We start from the raw sequence: 19703 nt of genomic DNA, 5'->3' as shown, positions 1-19703 counted from the left end.
TGGGATCGTCGGCGGCCGGGGCCTTCAGTCGTTTCTGGGGGGGGTGTCGGTTTTGTGGGGCATGTTGTGCGGGAGCAGGGCGCTCACCCCGGGGTGGGGACCTTCGGTGTGTGGGGGCGACCCGAACTGAGCATGGTTCCGCTGAAGCCGGGGATTCGCGGCATCGATGCTCACTTCGGGTCGGTGCCGTCCTCCAGGTGCCGTGCTCCAGGTGCCGCGTTCCGGGTGCGTTGGCGAAGGTTGCGCATGAGCGCGCAATGTTGTCGAGCTGTGAGGAATCCAGACCCCGGGCCCTTCAGTTGCCCTATAGTCAGTTCATGTCACATAATGAAGCAACTAATGCTATTACTAAAGCACGGGCACGAGTCAGTGTCCTCGCTGTAAGTGCTGCGCTTGTCGTTTCCACTGCAGCGCTTTCTCCGGCGGTAGCGGGGACCGCCGGCCCTACGGCCGCCGGGAACGTCTCGTACGCTGCCGGCACGACCGACCCCGCCGCAGATCAGGTTGATAACTTCCAGGTAGCCGAGCGGACCGCCGAACAGGCACCGCGTCCTGCGAACCCCGTCACCGCACAGCAGGCGGGGAACATCAGTCAGCAGGAACCCCACCGGAGTCCGCCTGGCGCGAACGACTGGCACTGCAAACCCACCGGGCAGAACCCCTATCCCGTCGTCCTGATTCACGGGACCTGGGGCAGTGCCTACAACACTTTCGCGGGGTTGTCGGCCGAGCTCAAGGCCGACGGTCATTGTGTGTACGCCACGAACTTCGGTGCAGCGTCGGTCATGGAGAAGGGTGGCATCCAGGCGGCTCAGCCTGCGGCCTTCGCCACCGGCGACATCGCGGAATCGGCCGCAGAAAGGGCGAGTTCATTGACCGGGTCCTCGCCAGCACCGGCGCGGGACAAGCGAACCTCGTCGGTCATTCACAGGGTGGTGTGGTCGCCCGCCAGTACACAAAATTCAACGGCGGAGCGGACAAGGTCAATCACATCGTCACCTTGGGCGCTACCAACAACGGCACGACCATGAATGGAATCTCGGAGCTCTACGACATCGTCTCCGGCACCGGTGTGGACATCGATACGCCGCCGGACCATATCGTCGGGGTGGCCGGAATGCAGCAACTCGTGGGATCGCCCTTCATCACTGAGTTGAACGACGATGGGCACACCGTGCCAGGAATCGACTACACCGTCATCGGCTCGGTCAACGACCAGGTGTCGACTCCTTATGAGGCGACGTTCCTTGAGGCCGGTCCCGGCTCAGAGGCGGACAACGTCACCCTGCAGCACTCCTGCGCCATCGACCAGTCCGACCACAGTTCGATGATGTATTCGCCACATACCTACGAGATCGTTCGGGAAGCGTTGGTCCCGGGAACAGTCCCCGAGGATGCCCGTCGCTGCACAGCACACTCCTAGTCGGAACCTGCCGACTAACGTTCGAACTCGCGTGGCTCGCCGCTCAGGGGGTCGATGAAACGCATCGCCGCAGCCGTCAGACCCATCGGTGCACTGAAGTCCTCATCCGCCACCGCCGGCACGAAAGGCATCGGAGCATCGACGTCCCACAATGCCTCGTCGCTCAACGGGCCGTACAACGGGTCGTTGACGATCGGGACACCGAAGAGGCGCATATTCACCCGGAGCTGATGGGTGCGGCCGCTGTGTGGCTCGAGCGTCCACACCACAGCATCGTCACCAGCGATGCACTCACTGCTGACGCCGCCTTCGCCGCTGGCACCGCCGTTCCCCGGCGCACTTCTCCGCACGAGCCGGACACCCGTCACCCGCGTCTCACTGTTCGGCTCGCCGGCCTCGAGGTAGGTGGCCATCCGGCCCCGCAGCTTGATCATCCGGTGGCGCAGTACCCACGGCGCGTCCTCGGTCGGTGCATCCAACACGGTCGCGGGGCTCCGGTAACCGAGCGCGCCAGCCGGCACCGGGAACGACTCATCCGTCGTCCCCTCCAAGGAATCGCCGGAGGAGAACCACCCCGCCGGCACTGGTGTCACCGCCTCGTAGGACTTCACGACCTCGCGTGCCTCGAAGAGGCGCTGGTAGGCCCCGCGCACCGACGGATCAACGGTAAACAGCAGGACGCCCCTGGTCAGCCGGTCGAGTCGGTGCGCCGGGGACAGGGTCGACAGGCCGAATTGCCGCCGCGCCCGGACGACCGCGGTCTCGGTGATGTGCTGGCCACGCGGCAAGGTCGACATGAACGTCGGCTTGTCGACGACCAGGAGGTGCTCGTCACGGTGGATCTCCCGCAGCTCACCGGGGACGACCCGCTCGGGGGCCGGGCGCCGGTAGAACCAGATGAACTCCCCGGCGGGCACCACCGAGGTGGGCGACAACCTGGTGCCGTCATCGAGCCGTACCAGTCCCTCCGCGAAGCGCTCACGTAGTGCCGTGTCATCGTCGGTGGGGTCGTGATGCTGTTGAGTGTCGATCAGGTGCCGCACAATGACCCGTGCGCTGCCGGAATGTTCGACACGCACCCGTGACGGATTCAGGCCGTCCGCTATTGGCAGCGGTGGGTTCCTCACGCTAAGCTCCTGGACATGGATCTCTCAATCATCACTGACTTCCTGGCCACCGGTTTCGGACGCATCGTTCTGCAGGGTCTGCAGTTCATCTACGAGCTGTTGTATCCGAGCAACACTCCGGGCGTACCGGGACCGTAATCCCTCCCCGTTACCTTACTACCCCCGACTGGTGCGCCCGATTTCGGAGTGTAGCCTGGTGACCCTCCCCCTCTCGGGGGGAGGGTCACTGCACGAATGGGCGCTTTGGGGGGATACTGGGAGGTGGAGAAAAGTCACCAAAAGGAAAGGGGTCCGTGATGTCGGACACCAAGGCAACCAATGAAATCGCCGTCGCTGTCGACGGGTCTGATGCCGGTACCGCGGCGGTCGCTTGGGCGGCCAATGCAGCTACCAAGCGTGGCGCGCCGCTGAAGCTCGTCACCGCCTACACCATGCCCCAGTTCATGTACGCCGATGGCATGGTGCCGCCGCAGGAGCTCTACGACGAGCTCGAGAACGAGGCTATGGACAAGATCAACAACGCCCGTGACCAGATCAGCGCTGTTGATCCCAACATCGCGGTCAGCCACTACGTTGCCGAGGCAACCCCGATCGACCTGCTGCTGCAGGTGTCGGAGGATGCCGACATGGTCGTCATGGGTTCCCGTGGTCTCGGCGGACTGTCCGGCCTGGTGCTCGGTTCGGTGTCCTCCGCCGTCGTCGCGCACGCTGCTTCTCCCGTCGTGGTGGTCCGCAAGGACAACGACGTCTCCCCGGAGACCAAGTACGGTCCGGTCGTCGTCGGTGTTGACGGCTCCGACATCTCGCGTGAGGCCCTGGCCTACGCCTTCCGTGAGGCGGACGCCCGCGGAGCCACCCTGCGTGCGGTCCACAGCTGGGCGGACGCTCAGATCCAGACCAGCCTCGTCGGCCTGGCTGCGGTCCAGAGCCAGCTCGATGCGATGAGCGCTCAGGAGCGCAAGATCCTGGACGACGAGCTCGCCCCGTACCGCGAGAAGTACCCGAACGTCCAGGTCGAGGAGGTCGTCGAGCGCGATCGCCCGATCCAGGTGCTCAAGGAGAACTCCGAGGCCGCTCAGCTGCTGGTCCTGGGCTCGCACGGTCGCGGTGGCTTCCGCGGCATGCTGCTCGGTTCCACCTCGCGCGCGCTGCTGCAGTACGCACCGTGCCCGATGATGGTTGTCCGTCCGTCGTCCAAGAAGTAGGAACGCGTCAGGACGCACCACTGCCGCCGCCGACATTGTCGGCGGCGGCTTATGTGCTTGTGCGGTGCGTCACGCGTGTAAACTTGGCGCACAGCAACAACGCCGACGGCAGCAATATTCCGGGCGTCGTTCCGCACGACGCTCCGCGCAGTGTTCGACACTGCCTCACGCACGCACCCCCAATCCGACAGTGAAGGAAGGACGAGACATGGCCAGCACCGGTTCCTCGACGAGCAATGGTGGCAGCATGTCTGGTTCCACAGCGAAGGGGGCCAAGGGGGGTTCCCGGCGTCGTGACCGTCCGGGACCGCGTCAGCGACTGCTGGCCAGCGCGACTGAGCTTTTCACCACCGAGGGTATCCGGGTGATCGGCATCGACCGGATCCTGCGTGAGGCGGACGTGGCGAAAGCCAGCCTGTATTCACTGTTCGGTTCCAAAGACAACCTGGTGGTGGCCTACATCGAGGAGCTCGACCGGTCCTGGCGCCAGCAGTGGGAGGAGATGTGTGAGGAACTGCCGAAGCCGGAGGACCGGATTCTCGCGTTCTTCGACATGTGCATCGCCAGTCAGCCGGGAGAGAACTTCCGGGGATCGCATTTCCAGAACGCAGCCAGTGAGTACCCGCGTCCCGACACCGACAGTGAGCGACGCATTCGCGAGGCTGCACTGGAGCACCGACGCTGGTGTCGAGACACGATGGCGGACCTGCTCACCGAGAAGTTCGGCTATGCCTCCCGGACGCTGGCCGACCAGCTGATGGTGTTCCTGGACGGTGGCATTGCGGGGGCGAAGATGAGCCGCGCGGTCACGCCGCTGGAGACTGCCCGCGAGCTGGCCAAGCAGCTGCTCTACACCGCCCCCATGATGTATTCGATCTAGCGACTGGCACTTACCGTCCGGCGCCGCCGCCGGTCACTCCGCCAAACGGTGGCGCCCCCGGTAGGGTTTTTCATCGGGTTCCGAAGGTCCCGAAGGCTCGGCAGGTTCCGCGGGGGCCGTGGTTTCCGCGGGCTCGGCGGTGGGGGCTTGCTGGTCAGCGGCAGGGGTCTCTTCGACGACACCCTCGGCAATCTCCTCCGTCGGGGTGTCCTCGGGGATTGCCGCACCTGCGGTTTCTGTCGTCGTGTCCTCCGTCGTCTCCTCCGTCGGGGCGCTTTCCGGCCCCTCGGCGCCTGCAGCTTTCGCCGCCTTCTGCTCCGCACGGCGCTTGGCCCGGATCGCCCGCTCGGCCTGCATAACTTCCTTCTGGCGGGCCTTACGCTTCTTCTTCTCCAGCTTCTCGCAGTTCACGACCTGGGCCACGGACTCCTTGTCATCGGCATGCTCCTTCAGCAGCGCGTCCCTCTCCGCCGCTGCGCCCTGACGGACCTCTTCCAGCGCGCTGTGGTTCATCGTGTAGTCCAGCTCCGAGATCCGTGCGTCGCGGGAGGCCGCGCGCCGTTCCAGGCCGGCCTGTGCCTCCTTGGCCTCGCCCCGTCGGGCCTTGCGTTCTTCGCCGACGGCACGCCGGTGCGTCCGGAACTCCTCCGTGTACGGCACCTGACGGTCCAGCACCAGGTGCAGGCTCACGTTCTGCACCATCGTCCACAGGTTGTTCATCACCCAGTAGCACAGGATCGCGACCGGGGCGGGGCCGAGCAGGCCGAACAGCAGCGGCACGGACACCGCGATACCGGTGAGCACGAACATCATCCGGAAGATCACCCGGGCGGTCGCGTTGTTCTCGTCCAGGGTCATCCAGTTGCGGTAGATCGAGTAGGCCATGTTCGCGCTGGTGAAAATGGCCGCGGCGATGCACAGCGGCAGGGCGAACCGGAGAACCTCGGAGCCGGTGGTGCCCAGGAAGTCGAAGCGTTCGTCGCTCATCGCCACGTACGCCGTCAACGGGATCCCGAAGATCTCGGCCTGCAGGAAGTCCGAGACCTCCGTGCTGTTGAGGGCACCGATTCCGGAGTGTGAGGCGGCTTCCAGGTCCTGCGGTCGCGCCACCTGCAGCAGGAAGCGGTACAGCCCGATGAAGATCGGCAGCTGGATCAGGGCCGGCACGCAGCCGTCCCGCACCCGGTAGCCCTCGGCCTTCTGCAGCTCACGACGTTTGGCCAGCAGTTCCTTGCGGTCGGCGGAGGTGAACCGGTCGGCGTACTCCGCGTCGAGGGCGGCCATCGCCGGACGCAGGTTCACCAGTACACGGGTTGACCGGTACGCGCGGTAGGCGAACGGCAGCAGGATCAGGCGGACCGTGACCACCAGTAGCGCGATGGACAGCGTCCAGGCCGGAATGTCCGACATGCCGACTGCGGTCAGGACCAGGTGCCACAGCTTCAGCACACCGGAAACCGGATACTCGATGAACTCCACGTGTCGAGGATACTGTGTTCGCATGGGCAATGAAGATGCAGTGCGTGATTCACGACTGATCAGGGGTGGTTTTGCGACGCTGATCAGTTTTCTTCTGGGCTCCACCATGTGGTCTGCGACGCATCCGGACGACGGCTCCGCGCGACTGGTATTCATCGCGTCGTTGGCGTTCGGACTGGTCGCGGCCTACGGACTGACACGTCCGGTTCTGCTGCACCTGCGGGGCAGGGCAGTCTGGATGCTCACCCTCACGGTGCTGTGGGTGGTGTTGGCGGTGCTGGAACCGACCGCGAACTATATGGTGGTCGCCCTGTTCGCCATGGTCGCCCTGTTCGCCCTCTACCTCTACCGACTGCCGCTGTGGTGGGGTGTGGCGGCGACCCTGGTGGTCATGCCCATCGCCGCGGGTCTGGGGTTGCTCGCCGTCGGGGGGGCCGAGCATCGGGGCGGTCATCGGCCCGGTGATGGCAGGTTTCGTCGCCATGGAAGTGGCGGTCATCGTCGAGGAGGTCTTCATGGTCAGCGAGGACCGGCGGGAGCTCATCGATGAACTCATCTTCACCCGGAGTCGGCTCGCGGAGTCGGCTCGCGGAGTCGGAGCGGGAGGCTGGCGTGGCCGCGGAACGTCAGCGCCTGGCGCACGAGATCCACGACACCGTCGCCCAGGGGCTCTCCAGTATCCAGATGCTGCTGTACGCCGCCGAGCGAGACATTTCGGACGATTCCCCGGCACTCGACCGGTTACAGGTCGCCCGGAAGGTGGCCGCCGAGAACCTGCGGGACACCCGCGCCATCATCCCCGCGCTGCAGCCCCGGGCGTTGCAGGATGGCACGCTGACCGATGCCCCGTGTCGTCTCGCGACCACCACCGAAGAGAACTTCCCGGGGCTCACGGTCGATGTCACCGTGGGCCACCGCTCGGATTCCGGTGCCCTCACCCCGGGGACTCTCGAGGTGTCCCCGCCGATAAGGGTGAAGTCGGTGCTACTGCGGATTGCGAAGTCGGCGATGGCGAATGTCCGGCATCACTCCGCGGCATCACTGGTGCGGGTCACGGTGGTCGACGACATCCCCGCTGGCCTGGTGGAGATGGAGATCGTCGATGACGGCCGCGGATTCGACGTCTCCTCGGCTCTCGGCGAGGTGTCCGGTCGGGCCCAGGGTGGGCACATCGGCCTGTTGACGATGCGGCAGCGCGCGGCGGGTATCGGGGCCAGCGTCCAACTCGAGTCCGCCCCAGGGCAGAGGACGGTCGTGCGTACCAGTGCACCGCTGGACGGCCACCGACTAGAATCACACCGCCCCCATCGCCCCGCATCCAGGAGTGCCTGTCCATGATCCGTGTACTGCTCGCTGATGACCAGCACATTGTCCGGATGGGATTGCGTGCGGTCCTGGAGAGCGCGGACGACATCGAGATCGTCGGGGAGGTCGAGACCGCCGATGGCGCGGTGCAGGCGGTCCAGCGGATCGAGGTGGAAGTTGTCCTGATGGATCTGCGGTTCGGGGTGGGCGCATCCGGGCATCAGGTGGAATCCGGGGCCCAGGCAACCGCCAGAATCCTCGCACTGGATCTGGAGAGTGCGCCGAATATTCTGGTCGTCACAAATTATGATTCGGACGGTGACATTCTCGGCGCTGTCGAAGCAGGTGCGGTGGGCTACCTCTTGAAGGACGCCCCGCCGGAAGAATTGATTGATGCTGTGCGAAGTGCTGCCGCAGGAACACCGACAATGTCGGGTTCGGTGGCGCACCGGTTGGAATACCGTGACCGGGAGGCGGCGTTGTCCCTGTCGGCCAGGGAAATAGAGGTTCTGCAGGAAGTCGCCCACGGGAAATCTAACCGGAAGATAGGCGCCGACCTATTCCTGTCTGAAGCGACAGTTAAATCCCATCTGGTTCATATTTACAACAAGATGGGGTGCGGTCCCGGACGTCTGCGGTTGCAGCTGCACGGGACGCCGGAATTCTGTGACCCCCCTGGGCGTCACAGTCATCACGGCCATCGCAGCCGTCACGGCTGTCACCGGCACCACGGGGCCGTCGCCGTGTGTCCCGGGGTGACTAGCGGTCGGAGGGGTTCGCTGCCTCGTAGGCGGAGATGAGCTCGTGCGGGATCTGACCGCGGGTAGACACCTCATGGCCCTGCGCGCGGGCCCACTCGCGGATACGACGGTTACGGGTCGGATCCGACTTCGCGCCCGTGGATGCGGCGCGCTGACGGCCACGGCCGGCAGTCTTGCTCACCTTCGTGGCGTACGCGATGTACGGCTCCAGGTCAGCGGCGAACTTCTGGGCGTTCGCCTCGGAAAGATCCAGGACATAGGTGGTTCCCTGGTAGGAGAACTCAACGACGTTGACCTCGTCGGCGGACAGCGGGGACTTGTCCAGATCGTCGTAGAACTGCACGATTTCCTTGCGGGCCATGATTTACCTCCGGTTGACTGCGGGTGATTCACCGAGAGTGTAACGTAATTGTTCTGCTAATGCCATTCAAATCGCAAGTCATAAAGAAACTTATTTACGACTCGACGATTCACATCATTCGATACTAAAAGCCCGGTGTCAGACCTTTTCGGCTAGCTGACGGTCCAGGAGATCAAGTTCGGTGGAGACACTGGCGGTCAGGCTACGGGCCTGGGAATCAGACATCGTCGCCGCATTATCCAGAGACGTTTCCAGCTGGTCGAGTCGGGCGGAGGCGTCCTTGGTGAAACCGGCGGAGACATCGGCGCGCTCAATCCTCCTGCGCAGGTCGGCGATGCGGGCGCGCTGGGCCGCGCCGACCCCGACGAACGCCGTCGGGGTGCCGGCGCCGTGGGAACGCTGGGAGAACTGGGTCAGGCCACGGTAGGCCAGCGGGATGACCACGGGCAGCAGGACCCGCAGTGCGCCGGTGTAGCGCAGCACGGTCCCGGCGTTGAACCGGCCGGCCTTGATCTGCTGGACGGTGGCGGTGGCCATCTTCTGATCATGCTTCTGCTGGGCCTTGAGCTGGCGGGCGTCCTCCTTGCGTACCTTCTTCGCCATCTTCTGGAGGTACTGCTCCTTCTTGGCGTCCAGCTTGGCGTACTCACGGGCCTCGGTCCTGGCCTGGACCTTCGCCGCCTTGTACGTGGCCTTCTTCTCGTGACGACGCTGGCGCGCCGAGCGGAAAACTCCCATGTTCCTCTGACTCCCGTAACTCTTCAACGTCTGTGCGGTTTCTCCGGCACAACACTAGTCAATAGTATGGGGGCATTGTGAGAAACAGTTCCACTCCAGTGTCGGCGGGTCCGGATAGTCGGGGTCTCCCGGTGGGTCCCGCCGACCTCACCGGCTGCCGTCACCGGCGCGTCCTCACGCGCGCCGCAGGCACCGGAAGGGTGTCGGCGGAGAACCCCCTCGACGTTCTGGTCGGACGCAGCGCGTCCCGCGGCCGTGCCCTGTTGCGCCGCGCCGCCGTGGTGGACGCCCTGCCGACCGTCGCCCGGTTCGGCGAACGCATCGTCCCGACCCGGGTGGACATCGACACCGACTCGGCGACGGCCGAGGAGGACACCCTGGAGGCGATCGCCGCCGGAACCAGGATCATCACCGGCGCCCGGCTCGCCGACGGTGCCCTGGCCTGCGAGATCGACCTGCTCGTCCGGACCGACGCGGTGAACGCCCCGACCCCGACCATGACCTATATGCCGGTCGTGGTCACCTCCCACACCGTCAGCGCCGTCTCCCGGAAACGGTCCCCGGGGGTGCGGGTCGTCGATGTCGGTGCACTGGGACTGGCCACACCCCAACCCGCCCAGGTCAAACACCGCAGTACCCCGGCGGACTCCCAGAAGGTCGCCGTCGCCCACGTGCTGCTCCAGCTGGCAGGGGTGGCGTCCGGCGATGTCGGTTTCATCGGTGCAGACTTCCGCCGCTGCCTGGTGATCCCCGCCGAGCGGGTGACCCCGGGTCTGCTGCGCGCACTGGAGGCGCCGGTGCCGCAGGAGCCGGTGCGGGTCAAGGAGTGTGGACATTGCGAGTTCCACAACCACTGCCGTGCCCGGCTGCTGCGGCGCGGCGACCTGTCGCTGATGCTTCCGGGGGACAAGGCCGCCCACTGGCGCGACCAGGGGATCGACACCCTGGCCGAACTCGCCGCCGCGGAGGAGGGGGAGGTCTCCGCCCTGGCGAGCGCCTGGATGGCCGGGGTCGGTTACCTGCGTCGGCCGCTGCAGCGCTGGGTCACCCACGGTGACCTGTGGTGCGGGCACCCCTTCCGGATGCCGTCCCGACGCGACGGCGGGGAGCTGCCCATGGCCGAGGAACTGGCGGATGCAGTGGAGATCGACGTCGACATGGAGGCGCACCCGTCCCGCGGCACCTTCCTGTGGGGCACCTTCGATGGCTCGGTCTACCGGTCCTTCACCGACTTCGGACGCGAGGCCGACGGCGGACGCCACGTCGCGGTCTTCTGGTCCTGGCTGATGTCCAGACGCCGTGCCGCCGGGGACGACGGCCGGGTCTTCCGCGCCTACTGCTACGCCCAGCAGGGCGAGAACCACTGGTTGCGGCACTATGCGCGGACCTACGGCGGGACGTCCTACCCGCTGGACGCGGCTGGCACAGGACGCACGGAGACGGTGACCATGCCCACTCTGGAGGAGGTCGAGGCGTTCCTGCGCTCCGACGACTGGGTCGACGTCTTCGCGCTGGTCAAGGCGGCGGTGGCGGCGAATTCCTCGCTGGGGCTCAAAGCCGTCGCCCCACTGGCCGGTTTCACCTTCAGCCAGGATGACGTGGACGGCCGCGTCGCCGTGGACCTCTTCGAGGTTGCGGTGGGGACGTCCCGGCAGGACGCCCAGATCGCCCAGCGCACCCTGGAGCGCTACAACGCCGACGACTGTTACGCCACTGCCGCGGTCCGCCGGTGGCTGCGTCTCGGCGCGCCGGGAATCCCAGCGCTGTCCCGACCGTTGGAGAAGGTATGAGCTTCCTTGACCGTATTCTCGCCATGAACGCCGCACAGTCCGGGGCCGCCTTCACGGCGGAGCGTCCCACCGCGGAGACCGCCCTGTCCGGCGGACGCCACCCGGTACTGCCCGATCCGCGACCGCACACCGTGCTGGGCACCCCGATCACCGGGCCGTGGCGGGACGGACAGGAGCACATCGTGCTGGGCCTGGGCTGTTTCTGGGGTGCGGAGAAGCTGCTCTGGCAGATCGACGGGGTGGAGTCGACCTCGGTGGGCTACGCCGGTGGCTACACGACGAACCCGACCTACCGGGAGGTGTGCACCGGACGCACCGGCCACTCCGAGGTCGTTGACGTGATCTACGACCCGTCGACGGTCTCGGTGCGGGAGATCCTGAAGGTCGCGTTGGAGAACCACGACCCGACGCAGGGTGACCGGCAGGGCAATGATGTCGGCTCGCAGTACCGTTCGGTGATCTACCCGGCCGGCACCGAGGAACAGGTCGCGCAGCAGACGGAGGTCGCCAGGGAGGTGGTCTCCACCTACGGCGAGCGTCTGGAGGACGCCGGCTACGGGGAGATCACCACGGAGGTCATGCCACTGTCGGAGACCCCGGCGGGGGAGTACTACCTCGCCGAGGACGAGCACCAGCAGTACCTCGACAAGAACCCGGACGGCTACTGCCCGGTCCACGCCACCGGCGTGACCTGCTCCTAGCAGCACCCCGGCGCCGGGGGCCTCAGCCCCGCGCGACGGGGCGCTGTGCCGCAGGTCCTAGTCCCGCGCGACGGGGGCGAGGGTGGCGTCGAGGGCGACCACCAGGTCGTCGGGGGTCATCTCGATGTCGAGTCCGCGGCGTCCGCCGGAGACCAGGATGGTCTCGTGGTCGGCGGCGGACAGGTCCAGCACGGTGGCCAGCCGCTTCTTCTGTCCCAGGGGACTGATCCCGCCGACGACGTAGCCGCTGGAGCGTTCTGCGGCAGTCGGGTCGGCCATGGCGGCCTTCTTTGCACTGAAAGCAGCGGCTACGGCCTTGAGGTCGAGGGTGGTGGTGACCGGGGCGATCGCCACTGCCATGCGCCCGTCGTGGGGGCCGCCGGTGAGGTTGACCATGAGGGTTTTGCAGATGCGCTCGGCGACGTAGCCCTCGGCGGCCAGCGCCTCGGCGGCTTCCGAGCCGAAGTCGGTCACACCGCTGGTGTGCTCGAAGGTGCGGATGGTGAAGCTGATCCCGGATTTCTCGAGGGCGAGGGTGGCCGGCGTCGCGCCGTGGTGGTCTGCATTCTTCTTGCTCACAGTCGTCCATACTAGGCACCGGCGTCGGTGGTGGTCGACGTGGAGTGGAGCGACATCGGTGGTGTCTGACGTGGGGCGGACCGCAGTGTCTGATTCGTGGGATGAATCGGCGTTCCAGGACCGGAAAACCAGCGATTGATCCCACCTATCTGACAAGGGGAGGTGTCGGCGGGTACGACAACACCCCGGGGCTGCGGCAGGGGCGACCACACGACGGTGGCCGCCCCGGCTGCAGTCACCCGGGGTGGATGCGCGGGGAAGTGCGCGAGAGCTTAGGCCTTGGCGGCAGCGAAGCGCTCGGCGACGTCGTCCCAGTTGAAGACGTTCCAGACAGCCTTGACGTAGTCTGCCTTGACGTTCTTGTACTGCAGGTAGAAGGCGTGCTCCCACATGTCCAGCATCAGCAGCGGGGTCAGGTTGACCGAGGTGTTGCCCTGCTGGTCGGTGAGCTGCTCGACGACCAGGCGGCCGGCGATGTGGTCGTAGCCCAGGACGGCCCAGCCGGAGCCCTGCAGGCCGAGGGCGGCACCGTTGAAGTTCGCCTGGAACTTCTCGAAGGATCCGAAGTCGCGGTTGATGGCCTCAGCCAGCTCGCCGGTGGGCTCGCCGCCACCGTTCGGGGAGAGGTTCTTCCAGAAGATGGAGTGGTTGGTGTGTCCACCGAGGTTGAACGCGAGGTTCTTGGACAGCGCACGGATGGTGTCCGGGTTGCCGCCCTCCTCACGTGCCTTCTCCAGGGCCTCCAGCGCGGCGTTCGCGCCGCCGACGTAGGTTGCGTGGTGCTTGTCGTGGTGCAGCTGCATGATCTCGGCGGAGATGTGCGGCTCCAGGGCGTCGTAGTCGTAGGGGAGGTCAGGGAGCTCGTAGACGGCCATGTCCTCGTGTCCTTTCCATGTCGATTATCGTTTGTCCGGCCCCCAGTGTTGTCGCTTTTGCGCATGCTCGCAATGATCATCCTATGGAACAATAGAGTTCAATAATAAGAACTTTTTGGGTGTTTCGGACTTCGTTTTGCACGGTGCGTCCGACAAGCGTTCTACCTGGGGTGTAAGGCGGCCACGGCCCCCGCGCCGGCCCTGTCGACAATTCCGATCACCGGTATTCTGGGAATCAGTCCACCACCACCACAAGGGAATGACATGACATCTCAGGCCACAACACGCATCGTCCTGGTCGGTGCCGGCGACGTCGGCGTCGCCTACGCCTACGCCCTGGTGAACCAGGGGCTCTGCGACCACCTCTCGATCATCGACGTCGACGAACGCAAGACCTGGGGCCACGTCCAGGACCTCAGCCACGCCGTCCCCTGGTCCGGACACAACACCCGGGTCACCCAGGGGGACTACGCCGACTGCGCGGGTGCGGCCATCGTCTGCATCTGCGCCGGGGCCGCCCAACGCCCCGGGGAGAGCCGTCTCGACCTGGTCGGACGCAATGTCTCCATCACCCGCTCCATCGTCGCCGACATCGCCGCCACCGGTTTCGACGGCATCTACCTCGTCGCCAGCAACCCGGTCGACATCCTCAGCTACGTCACCTGGCAGGCCGCCGGCGTGCCCTCCGACCAGGTCATCGGCTCCGGGACGGTGCTGGACACCGCCCGGCTGCGCGCCGCCCTCGGCGACTACTTCCAGGTCTCGGCCACCTCCGTGCACGCCTATGTCATCGGCGAGCACGGCGACACCGAACTGCCCGTCCTGTCGGCAGGCACCGTCGCCGGCGTCCCACTGCCCACCAGGTTGGCGCAGACGCCGTCCGGCGAGGAGGACGTCGACACCATCTTCCAGCGGACCCGCGACGCCGCCTACGAGATCATCAACGCGAAGGGGTCGACCAGTTTCGGCATCGGTGTGGGGCTGGCGCGGATCACCCGCGCGATCCTGCAGAACGAGGACGTCGTGCTGCCGGTCTCCGCGCTGGTCGACGGTCAGTACGGACGCGGCGACCAGCCGGGTCTCTACATCGGGACGCCGGCGGTGATCAACCGCCGCGGGATCCGGGAGGTCATCGAGCTCGATCTCGACGACACCGAACAGCAGCAGTTCGCCACCTCGGCGGAGACCCTCCAGAAGATCATGGAGGACGCCGGGGTGCTCGAGGCATAGCGGCGACCGGGCGTCCTACACCCCCAGGAAACGCCGGATCAGCGGCATCTCCTCGCGGGCCTGCGCCAGGCCGGCCTCGTAGGTCTCCGCAAGCTCGTTGAGCTTGCGGGTGCCGTTGCTGATTGGCATCCGGTGCGGGGCGAAGATGTACGCCTTGCCCAGGCGCTCCTGCTCGAAGACCCAGTCACGTGCCTTGTTGTACCGTGCATGCCGGTCCAGCATGGACTTGGCCAACGCCGGATACTGCGGGAACGCTTTCTTCACGAACCAGCTGAGACGGGTCTGCGACTTGCGGTACGACCTGGTTCGGGTCATCACCACCAGGAAGCGGTCGAAGCCCTCCATCTCGATGGGGGCGTCGATCGGCATTCCGCCGGTGGGACCGAAGGCGCCGTCGAAGAAGATGTCGGTACCGATCTTCGTCGGCGGCATCACGATCGGCAGCGAGGCGGACGCCCTGGCGTGACGCAGGAAATCGTCCAACCCGTTCATGTCCTCGCGCGCCCAGTGCACCGTCTCACCGGTGCGGCCGTTGAAGCCGGAGATGCGGAAGTTGCCGAAGCTGGTGCGGATCGCCTCCCAGTCCGGGACCATCGACCGGTCCTGGACCTGGGCGTCCGGCCCGAAGATGTAGCGGGCGTTGAAGAAACCGTCGCCCCGCAGGAACGGGCGGATGCCGCCGAACAGCGGGTCACCGGGGAAGACCGTGAAGTAGTCGCGGGCCAGCTGGGGATCCTGGGAAAGGTAGGTGGCCACGTGCACGGCGGACGCCGAGTTTCCGTAGGTCCAGTCGAAGTGGATCCCGGCCTCCAGTAGTGCCTCGACCATCGCCGAGGAGAAGGCGGTGCGCATCGCGCCGCCCTCGAAGATCAGTGCGGTGTCATGTACCTGGGCAGCGCCAGACGACCCCCCGGTCGTCGCAGGAGACGTTGTCCTCGGATTCTGTGCCACGTCGCTCAATAGTACAGGTGTGGGAGTTAACGACAGAGTGGCCGACAGGTGAAACATTGGTGTCCGGTGGTGACGAACCGTCCGGCAGCCGCTATGAATGGAAGACGTGAAGATCATCGCGCACCGCGGCGCCAGCGGCTACCGTCCGGAACTCACCCTCGACGCCTACGAACACGCCGCCGAGCTACGCGCCGACGGCTTCGAGTGCGATATCCGACTCTCGGCCGACGGGGTACCCGTCGTCATCCACGACGCCACCGTGGACCGCACCTCCGACGGCAGCGGTGCTGTCGCGGACAAGACCGTCGCCGAGCTCAAGGAGTTCAACGTCGGCACCCCGGAGCGTCCCCAGCAGGTCCTCACCCTGCGGGAACTGCTGGAGTTCACCGCCGATGTGCAGACCGCGGACTACCGCCCGGAACTGTTCGTGGAGACCAAGCGACTCGGCTCACGCGCGGAGCGCTCCGGGCAGTTGGAGACTGCACTGAACCGGGAACTGCACGGCATCGGCATGGACCGCAGTGAGCTGATGCACCTGATCTCCTTCGACCACGGCTCCCTGGCCCGGTTCCGGGACATCAACCCGCATATCCACCGTGTCTACCTGCGCAAGGAGTACCGGCTGTGGATGGCGCTGCGTCACCTGGAGCCTACCGAGGTCGCCCCGGCCCAGGGCTTCTCGATCTACCGGGCACGGTTCGCGCCGGGCGCGGTCGTCGGTAACCCGGCCAACACCTACCTGTTCACCGCCAACCGGCAGGACGACCTGCTGTGGGCCTACCGGCACGGCGTGGAATGGGTCGCCACCGACTACCCCGACCGGGCGCGTGCCGCCACCCGCGGGGCGATCTCCATCCGGTGACACGGCGCTCCCGCCGGTAGTCCTACGCAGCACTGGCCGCACACGATAGACTGTGCGGCGTGGCTAAGAAGAACAGGAAGAACAAGAACGCCGACGCCAACCTGCCCGAGGGCATGAGCCGACGTCAGGCGAAGCTCGCCGCGCGCGCCGCCGAGCGTGCCGCGCTGGAGCGTGACCCCCGCCCCTACGACGGCTTCGCTGCGGAGTCCGACCTCATCGCGCTGCAGGAGTTCGTCCCCTCGGCGTCCTTCACCGCCGAGACCGCGCCGGACGCCGGGTTCACCCGTCCGGTGACCATCTGCACCGTCCTGCCGGGTGCCGCTGCCGCGCTGGTGCGTGCCGAGGAGGAGGGCGGCGAGGCCCTCGTCGCACTGCAGACCCAGCACCGTGGCGACAACCCGAACCGCGACCTGGCCTTCGCCCTGAACTGGGCGAAGACCGCCGAGCCGGGCTCCACCCTCGAGGTCGCCGTCTCCGACGGCTCCGAGCCGGCCCTGCGCGACCTGCTGGCCGTCGACCAGGCCCCCGAGATCACCGTCTCCGAGGACTTCAACTGGTGGCTCACCGAGGACCAGCGGGAGAACCCGCAGGTCGCCGCCTCCCTGCAGCAGGCCAATGACTCCGTCCTGCCGAGCGAGCGGGTCGACGCCGACATCACCGGTGCGGCCTGGTGGATCGACCCGGGCGAGAAGGCCCACATCCGCTGGGTGCGTCCGGAGACCGAGGCGCAGCTGCTGCCGGCCCTGGCCCGCGTCCACGCCGCCGGTGACCTGAACCTGGGCGAGGGCACCCGCTTCGCCGGAGTGTTCCGCACCCACGGCATCCTGGTGCCGGTCTTCGACCTGGACAACACCATGGCCGCCGCCGAGTTCGTCGCCCCGCTGAAGGAACTCGAGGCCAAGCTCGCTGCCGCCCTGGCAGAGCTGGGCGAGGGCTCGGACGCCATCGGCAAGCTCACCGCCGAGGAGCAGAAGTCCCGCCAGACGATCATCGCCCGCGAAGTCACGATCCGCTAGACGACGCCCGGCTGGATTCTGTGCCACCATTGGTGGCATGGCTGATACCGCATTCTCTGGAAGTCCTGCCCACACCGTCGGTGACCTGCCCGCTGTCGGGTCCAAGGCGCCGAACTTCACCACCGTCGACGCCGACCTCAAGGACGTCAACGGTGATGCCCTGTCCGGTCAACGCGTGGTGCTGAACATCTTCCCCTCGGTCGACACCGGCGTCTGCGCCGCCTCCGAGCGTGAGTTCAACAAGCGCGCCACCGGCCTGGAGAACACCGTCGTCGTTTCGGTGTCCAAGGACCTGCCTTTCGCCCTGGCCCGCTTCTGCGCCGCCGAGGGTATCGAGAACGTCAAGGCGACCTCCGCCTTCCGTTCCTCCTTCGGTGAGGACTTCGGCGTGACGCTGCTGGACTCCCCGCTGGCCGGTGTGCTGGCCCGTGCGGTCGTCGTGCTCGACACCGACGGCACCGTGCTGCACACCCAGCTCGTCGACGAGATCACCACCGAGCCGGACTACGACGCCGCCCTGGCCGTCCTGAACTAGGACGCGCTGATCTCAGCGGGCACCACCCTGCCGTCATGCAGCGTAACCACGTCGTCCGCCAATGCCAGCTGACGGCGGTCGTGGGTGACGAGCACGGTGGCCAACCCGAACTCGTCGGTGAGGTCACGCAGCAGTTCGACGATCGTTCGCGACAATTCCGCGTCCAACGCGGAAGTCGGTTCGTCGGCGAGCAGTAGGCGAGGGGATCCCATGAGGGCACGGGCGATGTTCACCCGCTGTCGCTGACCGCCGGAGAGCTGGTGGATCCGGCGGTGGCCGTACCCTGACAGGCCGACGCGCTCCAGCAGCGCGTCGGCCTGCTTCTTTGTCGTGGCGTCCGGACGGCGACCACGGATGTGGTCGGCGATGAGCAGTTGTTCCCGGACCCGAAGCGAACCGAAGAGGTTCGGGGACTGGAAGACCATGCCGGTGTGGTTGCGGCGCACCCGGGTACGGGCTGCGTCGTCGGCACCGGGTCCCGGGGACAGGTCTTCCCCGGCGACCTGCACGGTCCCGGCATCGGGGACCGTCATCCCGGCGGCGACGGACAGCAGAGTCGACTTGCCGCAGCCTGATTCGCCGACCACCGCGGTGATGGTGCCGGGGGAGGCGGTCATGGACACGGCGTCCAGAGCGGTGACCTGCTGGTCGCCGTCGGGGAAGGTGACGGTGACGTCGATGAGGGTGAGGGCGGGAACTGCGGGCTCTACGAGCTGTACGGATTCAGTGGACATCAGGCATTCGCTCCCAGGGCAGTGCGGGGATCAGTGGACAGGACGCGGCGGGTTGCCGCGAGGGCGCCGACGGCGCCGAGGATGAGGACGCCGACACCAGGCACGATGACGGTGGCGGGGGACAGGCTGAACGGCAGGACACCTTGTGCGAGTCCGCCGAGGCCGAGTCCGAGAAGGACCCCGACGCCCACGCCGGAGGCGACGACCGTGACGGCCTGGCCGAGTGCGTCCCGCAGGACGTAACTCTTCGAGGCGCCGAGCGCCCGGAGGACGGCGATGTCGCGGGTGCGTTGGATCGTCCACACCGACAGGAAGGCCAGTACGACCAGCGCGGAGATGCCGTAGAGCAGGCCCTGGATCGCCAGCAGTGAGCCGCGTTCCGAGTTGTAGGCACCCAGTCCGTTGAAGGACTCCTCCACGGTCAGTGCGGTGGTGCCGGACTGTGCAGCCACGGTCTCCCACTGTTCATCGGAGAGGGTGCCGTCGGCCATGAGCACGGTCGGGTCCTCGACGTGGGCGACCTGGCGCCAGGTGTCGAGATCGGTGAAGGCCACCGGGACGTGGCTGTAGTAGACAGTTGAGTTCCCGTCGCTGACCTGGACAGGGACGCCGCCGAGATCGACGGAGGTGGCCGCGCTGGTTCCGTCATTGCCGGAATCCGTGGCTACGTCCTCGGGAAGGATGACGCCGCCCTCGGCGACTGTCGCACCGTCCACCGTGGTGCCGGCGGGCAGGCCGAAGACGGCCACGGACTCCGTGGTTTCCCCCTCGCCGCCACCCGACGTCATCCGGGTCTGGGTGATGCCCAGCGGTGTCACGGCGTCCATGCCGTCTGTGGCCTCCCAGCGGGCGGTGGCGTCCGCCCCGACAGCGGACCCGGTGAACGAGAACTCCCCGTCGTCCGAGGTGGTGGCGATGAAACGGTCCGGCCCGAGCTCTTCGAGCGCGGAGGTGTTCTGTTTTCCGAGTCCGGCGGTCAGCCCGGTGAGCATGACGATGAGCAGGGTGACGAGCCCGACGACGGACCCGATGAGGACGAACCGGCCGACCGAGGCACGGATGTCGCGGAATGCCAGGTACACGGCATTCTCCTTTCCTTGGGTGCCTCCCATGCTTCGCGACCCTGATGGTCCGGCACATCGCCCCGGTGG

21 protein-coding genes and 1 pseudogene are annotated in these 19703 nt (G+C 66.6%); 13 read left to right on the top strand and 9 right to left on the bottom strand.

The features are described 5' to 3' along the window. The first annotated feature begins 871 nt into the window (after positions 1 to 871). Complete coding sequence (locus tag ACTXPP_RS07385) at positions 872 to 1423, top strand: lipase family alpha/beta hydrolase (protein ID WP_443341563.1); 552 nt, start codon at positions 872 to 874, stop codon at positions 1421 to 1423. A gap of 14 nt (positions 1424 to 1437) precedes the next feature. On the opposite strand, the gene ACTXPP_RS07380 is transcribed toward ACTXPP_RS07385, so the two are convergent. After that, positions 1438 to 2502, bottom strand: a complete 1065-nt coding sequence (locus ACTXPP_RS07380; protein WP_443341559.1) for a pseudouridine synthase — start codon at positions 2500 to 2502, stop codon at positions 1438 to 1440. Positions 2503 to 2565: 63 nt separating this feature from the next. Here ACTXPP_RS07380 and ACTXPP_RS07375 point away from each other — a divergent pair, with 63 nt between their 5' ends. The 3 genes from ACTXPP_RS07375 (at position 2566) to ACTXPP_RS07365 (ending at position 4635) form a co-directional block, all read left to right on the top strand. Continuing rightward, positions 2566 to 2688, top strand: a complete 123-nt coding sequence (locus ACTXPP_RS07375) for a hypothetical protein (RefSeq protein ID WP_301495395.1) — start codon at positions 2566 to 2568, stop codon at positions 2686 to 2688. 158 nt (positions 2689 to 2846) lie between these two features. After that, positions 2847 to 3755, top strand: a complete 909-nt coding sequence (locus tag ACTXPP_RS07370; protein ID WP_443341557.1) for a universal stress protein — start codon at positions 2847 to 2849, stop codon at positions 3753 to 3755. A gap of 208 nt (positions 3756 to 3963) precedes the next feature. Further along, positions 3964 to 4635 (top strand): TetR/AcrR family transcriptional regulator, encoded by a 672-nt coding sequence (locus ACTXPP_RS07365; RefSeq protein ID WP_443341555.1) that lies wholly within the window; start codon positions 3964 to 3966, stop codon positions 4633 to 4635. A gap of 33 nt (positions 4636 to 4668) precedes the next feature. On the opposite strand, the gene yidC is transcribed toward ACTXPP_RS07365, so the two are convergent. After that, positions 4669 to 6114, bottom strand: a complete 1446-nt coding sequence (yidC, locus tag ACTXPP_RS07360) for a membrane protein insertase YidC (RefSeq protein WP_443341553.1) — start codon at positions 6112 to 6114, stop codon at positions 4669 to 4671. Positions 6115 to 6136: 22 nt separating this feature from the next. Between yidC and ACTXPP_RS07355 the strand changes: the two genes are divergently transcribed. From ACTXPP_RS07355 to ACTXPP_RS07345, 3 genes and pseudogenes are all read left to right on the top strand, one after another. Next, complete coding sequence (locus ACTXPP_RS07355) at positions 6137 to 6664, top strand: hypothetical protein (RefSeq protein WP_301520868.1); 528 nt, start codon at positions 6137 to 6139, stop codon at positions 6662 to 6664. Next, a complete protein-coding gene (locus ACTXPP_RS07350; RefSeq protein WP_301495403.1) occupies positions 6661 to 7452 on the top strand; it encodes a sensor histidine kinase in 792 nt (263 codons plus the stop codon). The genes ACTXPP_RS07355 and ACTXPP_RS07350 overlap by 4 nt, the downstream gene beginning before the upstream one ends. After that, positions 7449 to 8089 (top strand): annotated as a pseudogene (locus ACTXPP_RS07345) (LuxR C-terminal-related transcriptional regulator). Before ACTXPP_RS07350 ends, ACTXPP_RS07345 begins: the two are co-directional and overlap by 4 nt. 89 nt (positions 8090 to 8178) lie before the next feature. Here ACTXPP_RS07345 and ACTXPP_RS07340 read toward each other — a convergent pair. Together ACTXPP_RS07340 and ACTXPP_RS07335 are read right to left on the bottom strand one after the other, a co-directional pair. After that, positions 8179 to 8541: a histone-like nucleoid-structuring protein Lsr2 gene (locus ACTXPP_RS07340; protein ID WP_443341551.1), complete on the bottom strand. Its 363-nt coding sequence runs from the start codon at positions 8539 to 8541 to the stop codon at positions 8179 to 8181. A gap of 138 nt (positions 8542 to 8679) precedes the next feature. Continuing rightward, the gene (locus ACTXPP_RS07335) at positions 8680 to 9279 is read right to left on the bottom strand and encodes a DUF6474 family protein (RefSeq protein WP_443341550.1); all 600 of its coding nucleotides are present in this window, start codon (positions 9277 to 9279) and stop codon (positions 8680 to 8682) included. A gap of 131 nt (positions 9280 to 9410) precedes the next feature. Here ACTXPP_RS07335 and ACTXPP_RS07330 point away from each other — a divergent pair, with 131 nt between their 5' ends. Further along, complete coding sequence (locus tag ACTXPP_RS07330) at positions 9411 to 11069, top strand: ribonuclease H-like domain-containing protein (RefSeq protein WP_443341549.1); 1659 nt, start codon at positions 9411 to 9413, stop codon at positions 11067 to 11069. Further along, a complete protein-coding gene (gene msrA, locus ACTXPP_RS07325; protein WP_301495410.1) occupies positions 11066 to 11770 on the top strand; it encodes a peptide-methionine (S)-S-oxide reductase MsrA in 705 nt (234 codons plus the stop codon). Before ACTXPP_RS07330 ends, msrA begins: the two co-directional genes overlap by 4 nt. Before the next feature lie 57 nt (positions 11771 to 11827). Here msrA and ACTXPP_RS07320 read toward each other — a convergent pair whose 3' ends face one another. Both ACTXPP_RS07320 and ACTXPP_RS07315 read right to left on the bottom strand, forming a co-directional pair. After that, the gene (locus ACTXPP_RS07320; protein ID WP_301495412.1) at positions 11828 to 12349 is read right to left on the bottom strand and encodes a YbaK/EbsC family protein; all 522 of its coding nucleotides are present in this window, start codon (positions 12347 to 12349) and stop codon (positions 11828 to 11830) included. A 272-nt stretch (positions 12350 to 12621) separates the two neighbouring features. After that, complete coding sequence (locus tag ACTXPP_RS07315) at positions 12622 to 13224, bottom strand: superoxide dismutase (protein WP_301495414.1); 603 nt, start codon at positions 13222 to 13224, stop codon at positions 12622 to 12624. 264 nt (positions 13225 to 13488) lie between these two features. Between ACTXPP_RS07315 and ACTXPP_RS07310 the strand changes: the two genes are divergently transcribed. Continuing rightward, on the top strand, positions 13489 to 14454 hold the full coding sequence (locus ACTXPP_RS07310; protein WP_301495415.1) for an L-lactate dehydrogenase: 966 nt from the start codon (positions 13489 to 13491) through the stop codon (positions 14452 to 14454). Positions 14455 to 14469: 15 nt separating this feature from the next. On the opposite strand, the gene ACTXPP_RS07305 is transcribed toward ACTXPP_RS07310, so the two are convergent. Beyond that, positions 14470 to 15405, bottom strand: a complete 936-nt coding sequence (locus ACTXPP_RS07305; RefSeq protein ID WP_301495417.1) for a patatin-like phospholipase family protein — start codon at positions 15403 to 15405, stop codon at positions 14470 to 14472. Positions 15406 to 15502: 97 nt separating this feature from the next. Between ACTXPP_RS07305 and ACTXPP_RS07300 the strand changes: the two genes are divergently transcribed. Genes ACTXPP_RS07300 through tpx form a run of 3 tightly spaced genes read left to right on the top strand, consistent with a single transcriptional unit; the run spans position 15503 to position 17818 of the window. After that, positions 15503 to 16267 (top strand): glycerophosphodiester phosphodiesterase, encoded by a 765-nt coding sequence (locus ACTXPP_RS07300; protein WP_301520623.1) that lies wholly within the window; start codon positions 15503 to 15505, stop codon positions 16265 to 16267. Positions 16268 to 16326: 59 nt separating this feature from the next. Next, positions 16327 to 17283: a DUF5926 family protein gene (locus ACTXPP_RS07295; protein WP_301495421.1), complete on the top strand. Its 957-nt coding sequence runs from the start codon at positions 16327 to 16329 to the stop codon at positions 17281 to 17283. A gap of 37 nt (positions 17284 to 17320) precedes the next feature. Beyond that, complete coding sequence (gene tpx / locus ACTXPP_RS07290; protein WP_301495423.1) at positions 17321 to 17818, top strand: thiol peroxidase; 498 nt, start codon at positions 17321 to 17323, stop codon at positions 17816 to 17818. Here tpx and ACTXPP_RS07285 read toward each other — a convergent pair. Continuing rightward, positions 17815 to 18552 carry an ABC transporter ATP-binding protein gene (locus tag ACTXPP_RS07285; protein WP_301524632.1) on the bottom strand — a complete coding sequence of 246 codons (738 nt, stop codon included), beginning with the start codon at positions 18550 to 18552 and terminating at the stop codon, positions 17815 to 17817. The two genes, tpx and ACTXPP_RS07285, sit on opposite strands and share 4 nt — an antisense overlap. Beyond that, a complete protein-coding gene (locus ACTXPP_RS07280; protein ID WP_443341548.1) occupies positions 18552 to 19664 on the bottom strand; it encodes an ABC transporter permease in 1113 nt (370 codons plus the stop codon). The genes ACTXPP_RS07285 and ACTXPP_RS07280 overlap by 1 nt, the downstream gene beginning before the upstream one ends. Between the last annotated feature and the right edge of the window lie 39 nt (positions 19665 to 19703).

Origin of the sequence: Candidatus Corynebacterium faecigallinarum (assembly GCF_052264515.1) — a bacterium.
Lineage (GTDB): Bacteria > Actinomycetota > Actinomycetes > Mycobacteriales > Mycobacteriaceae > Corynebacterium > Corynebacterium faecigallinarum.
Note: the sequence above shows the minus strand (reverse complement) of the source record. Positions and strands in the feature narration are given on the sequence as shown.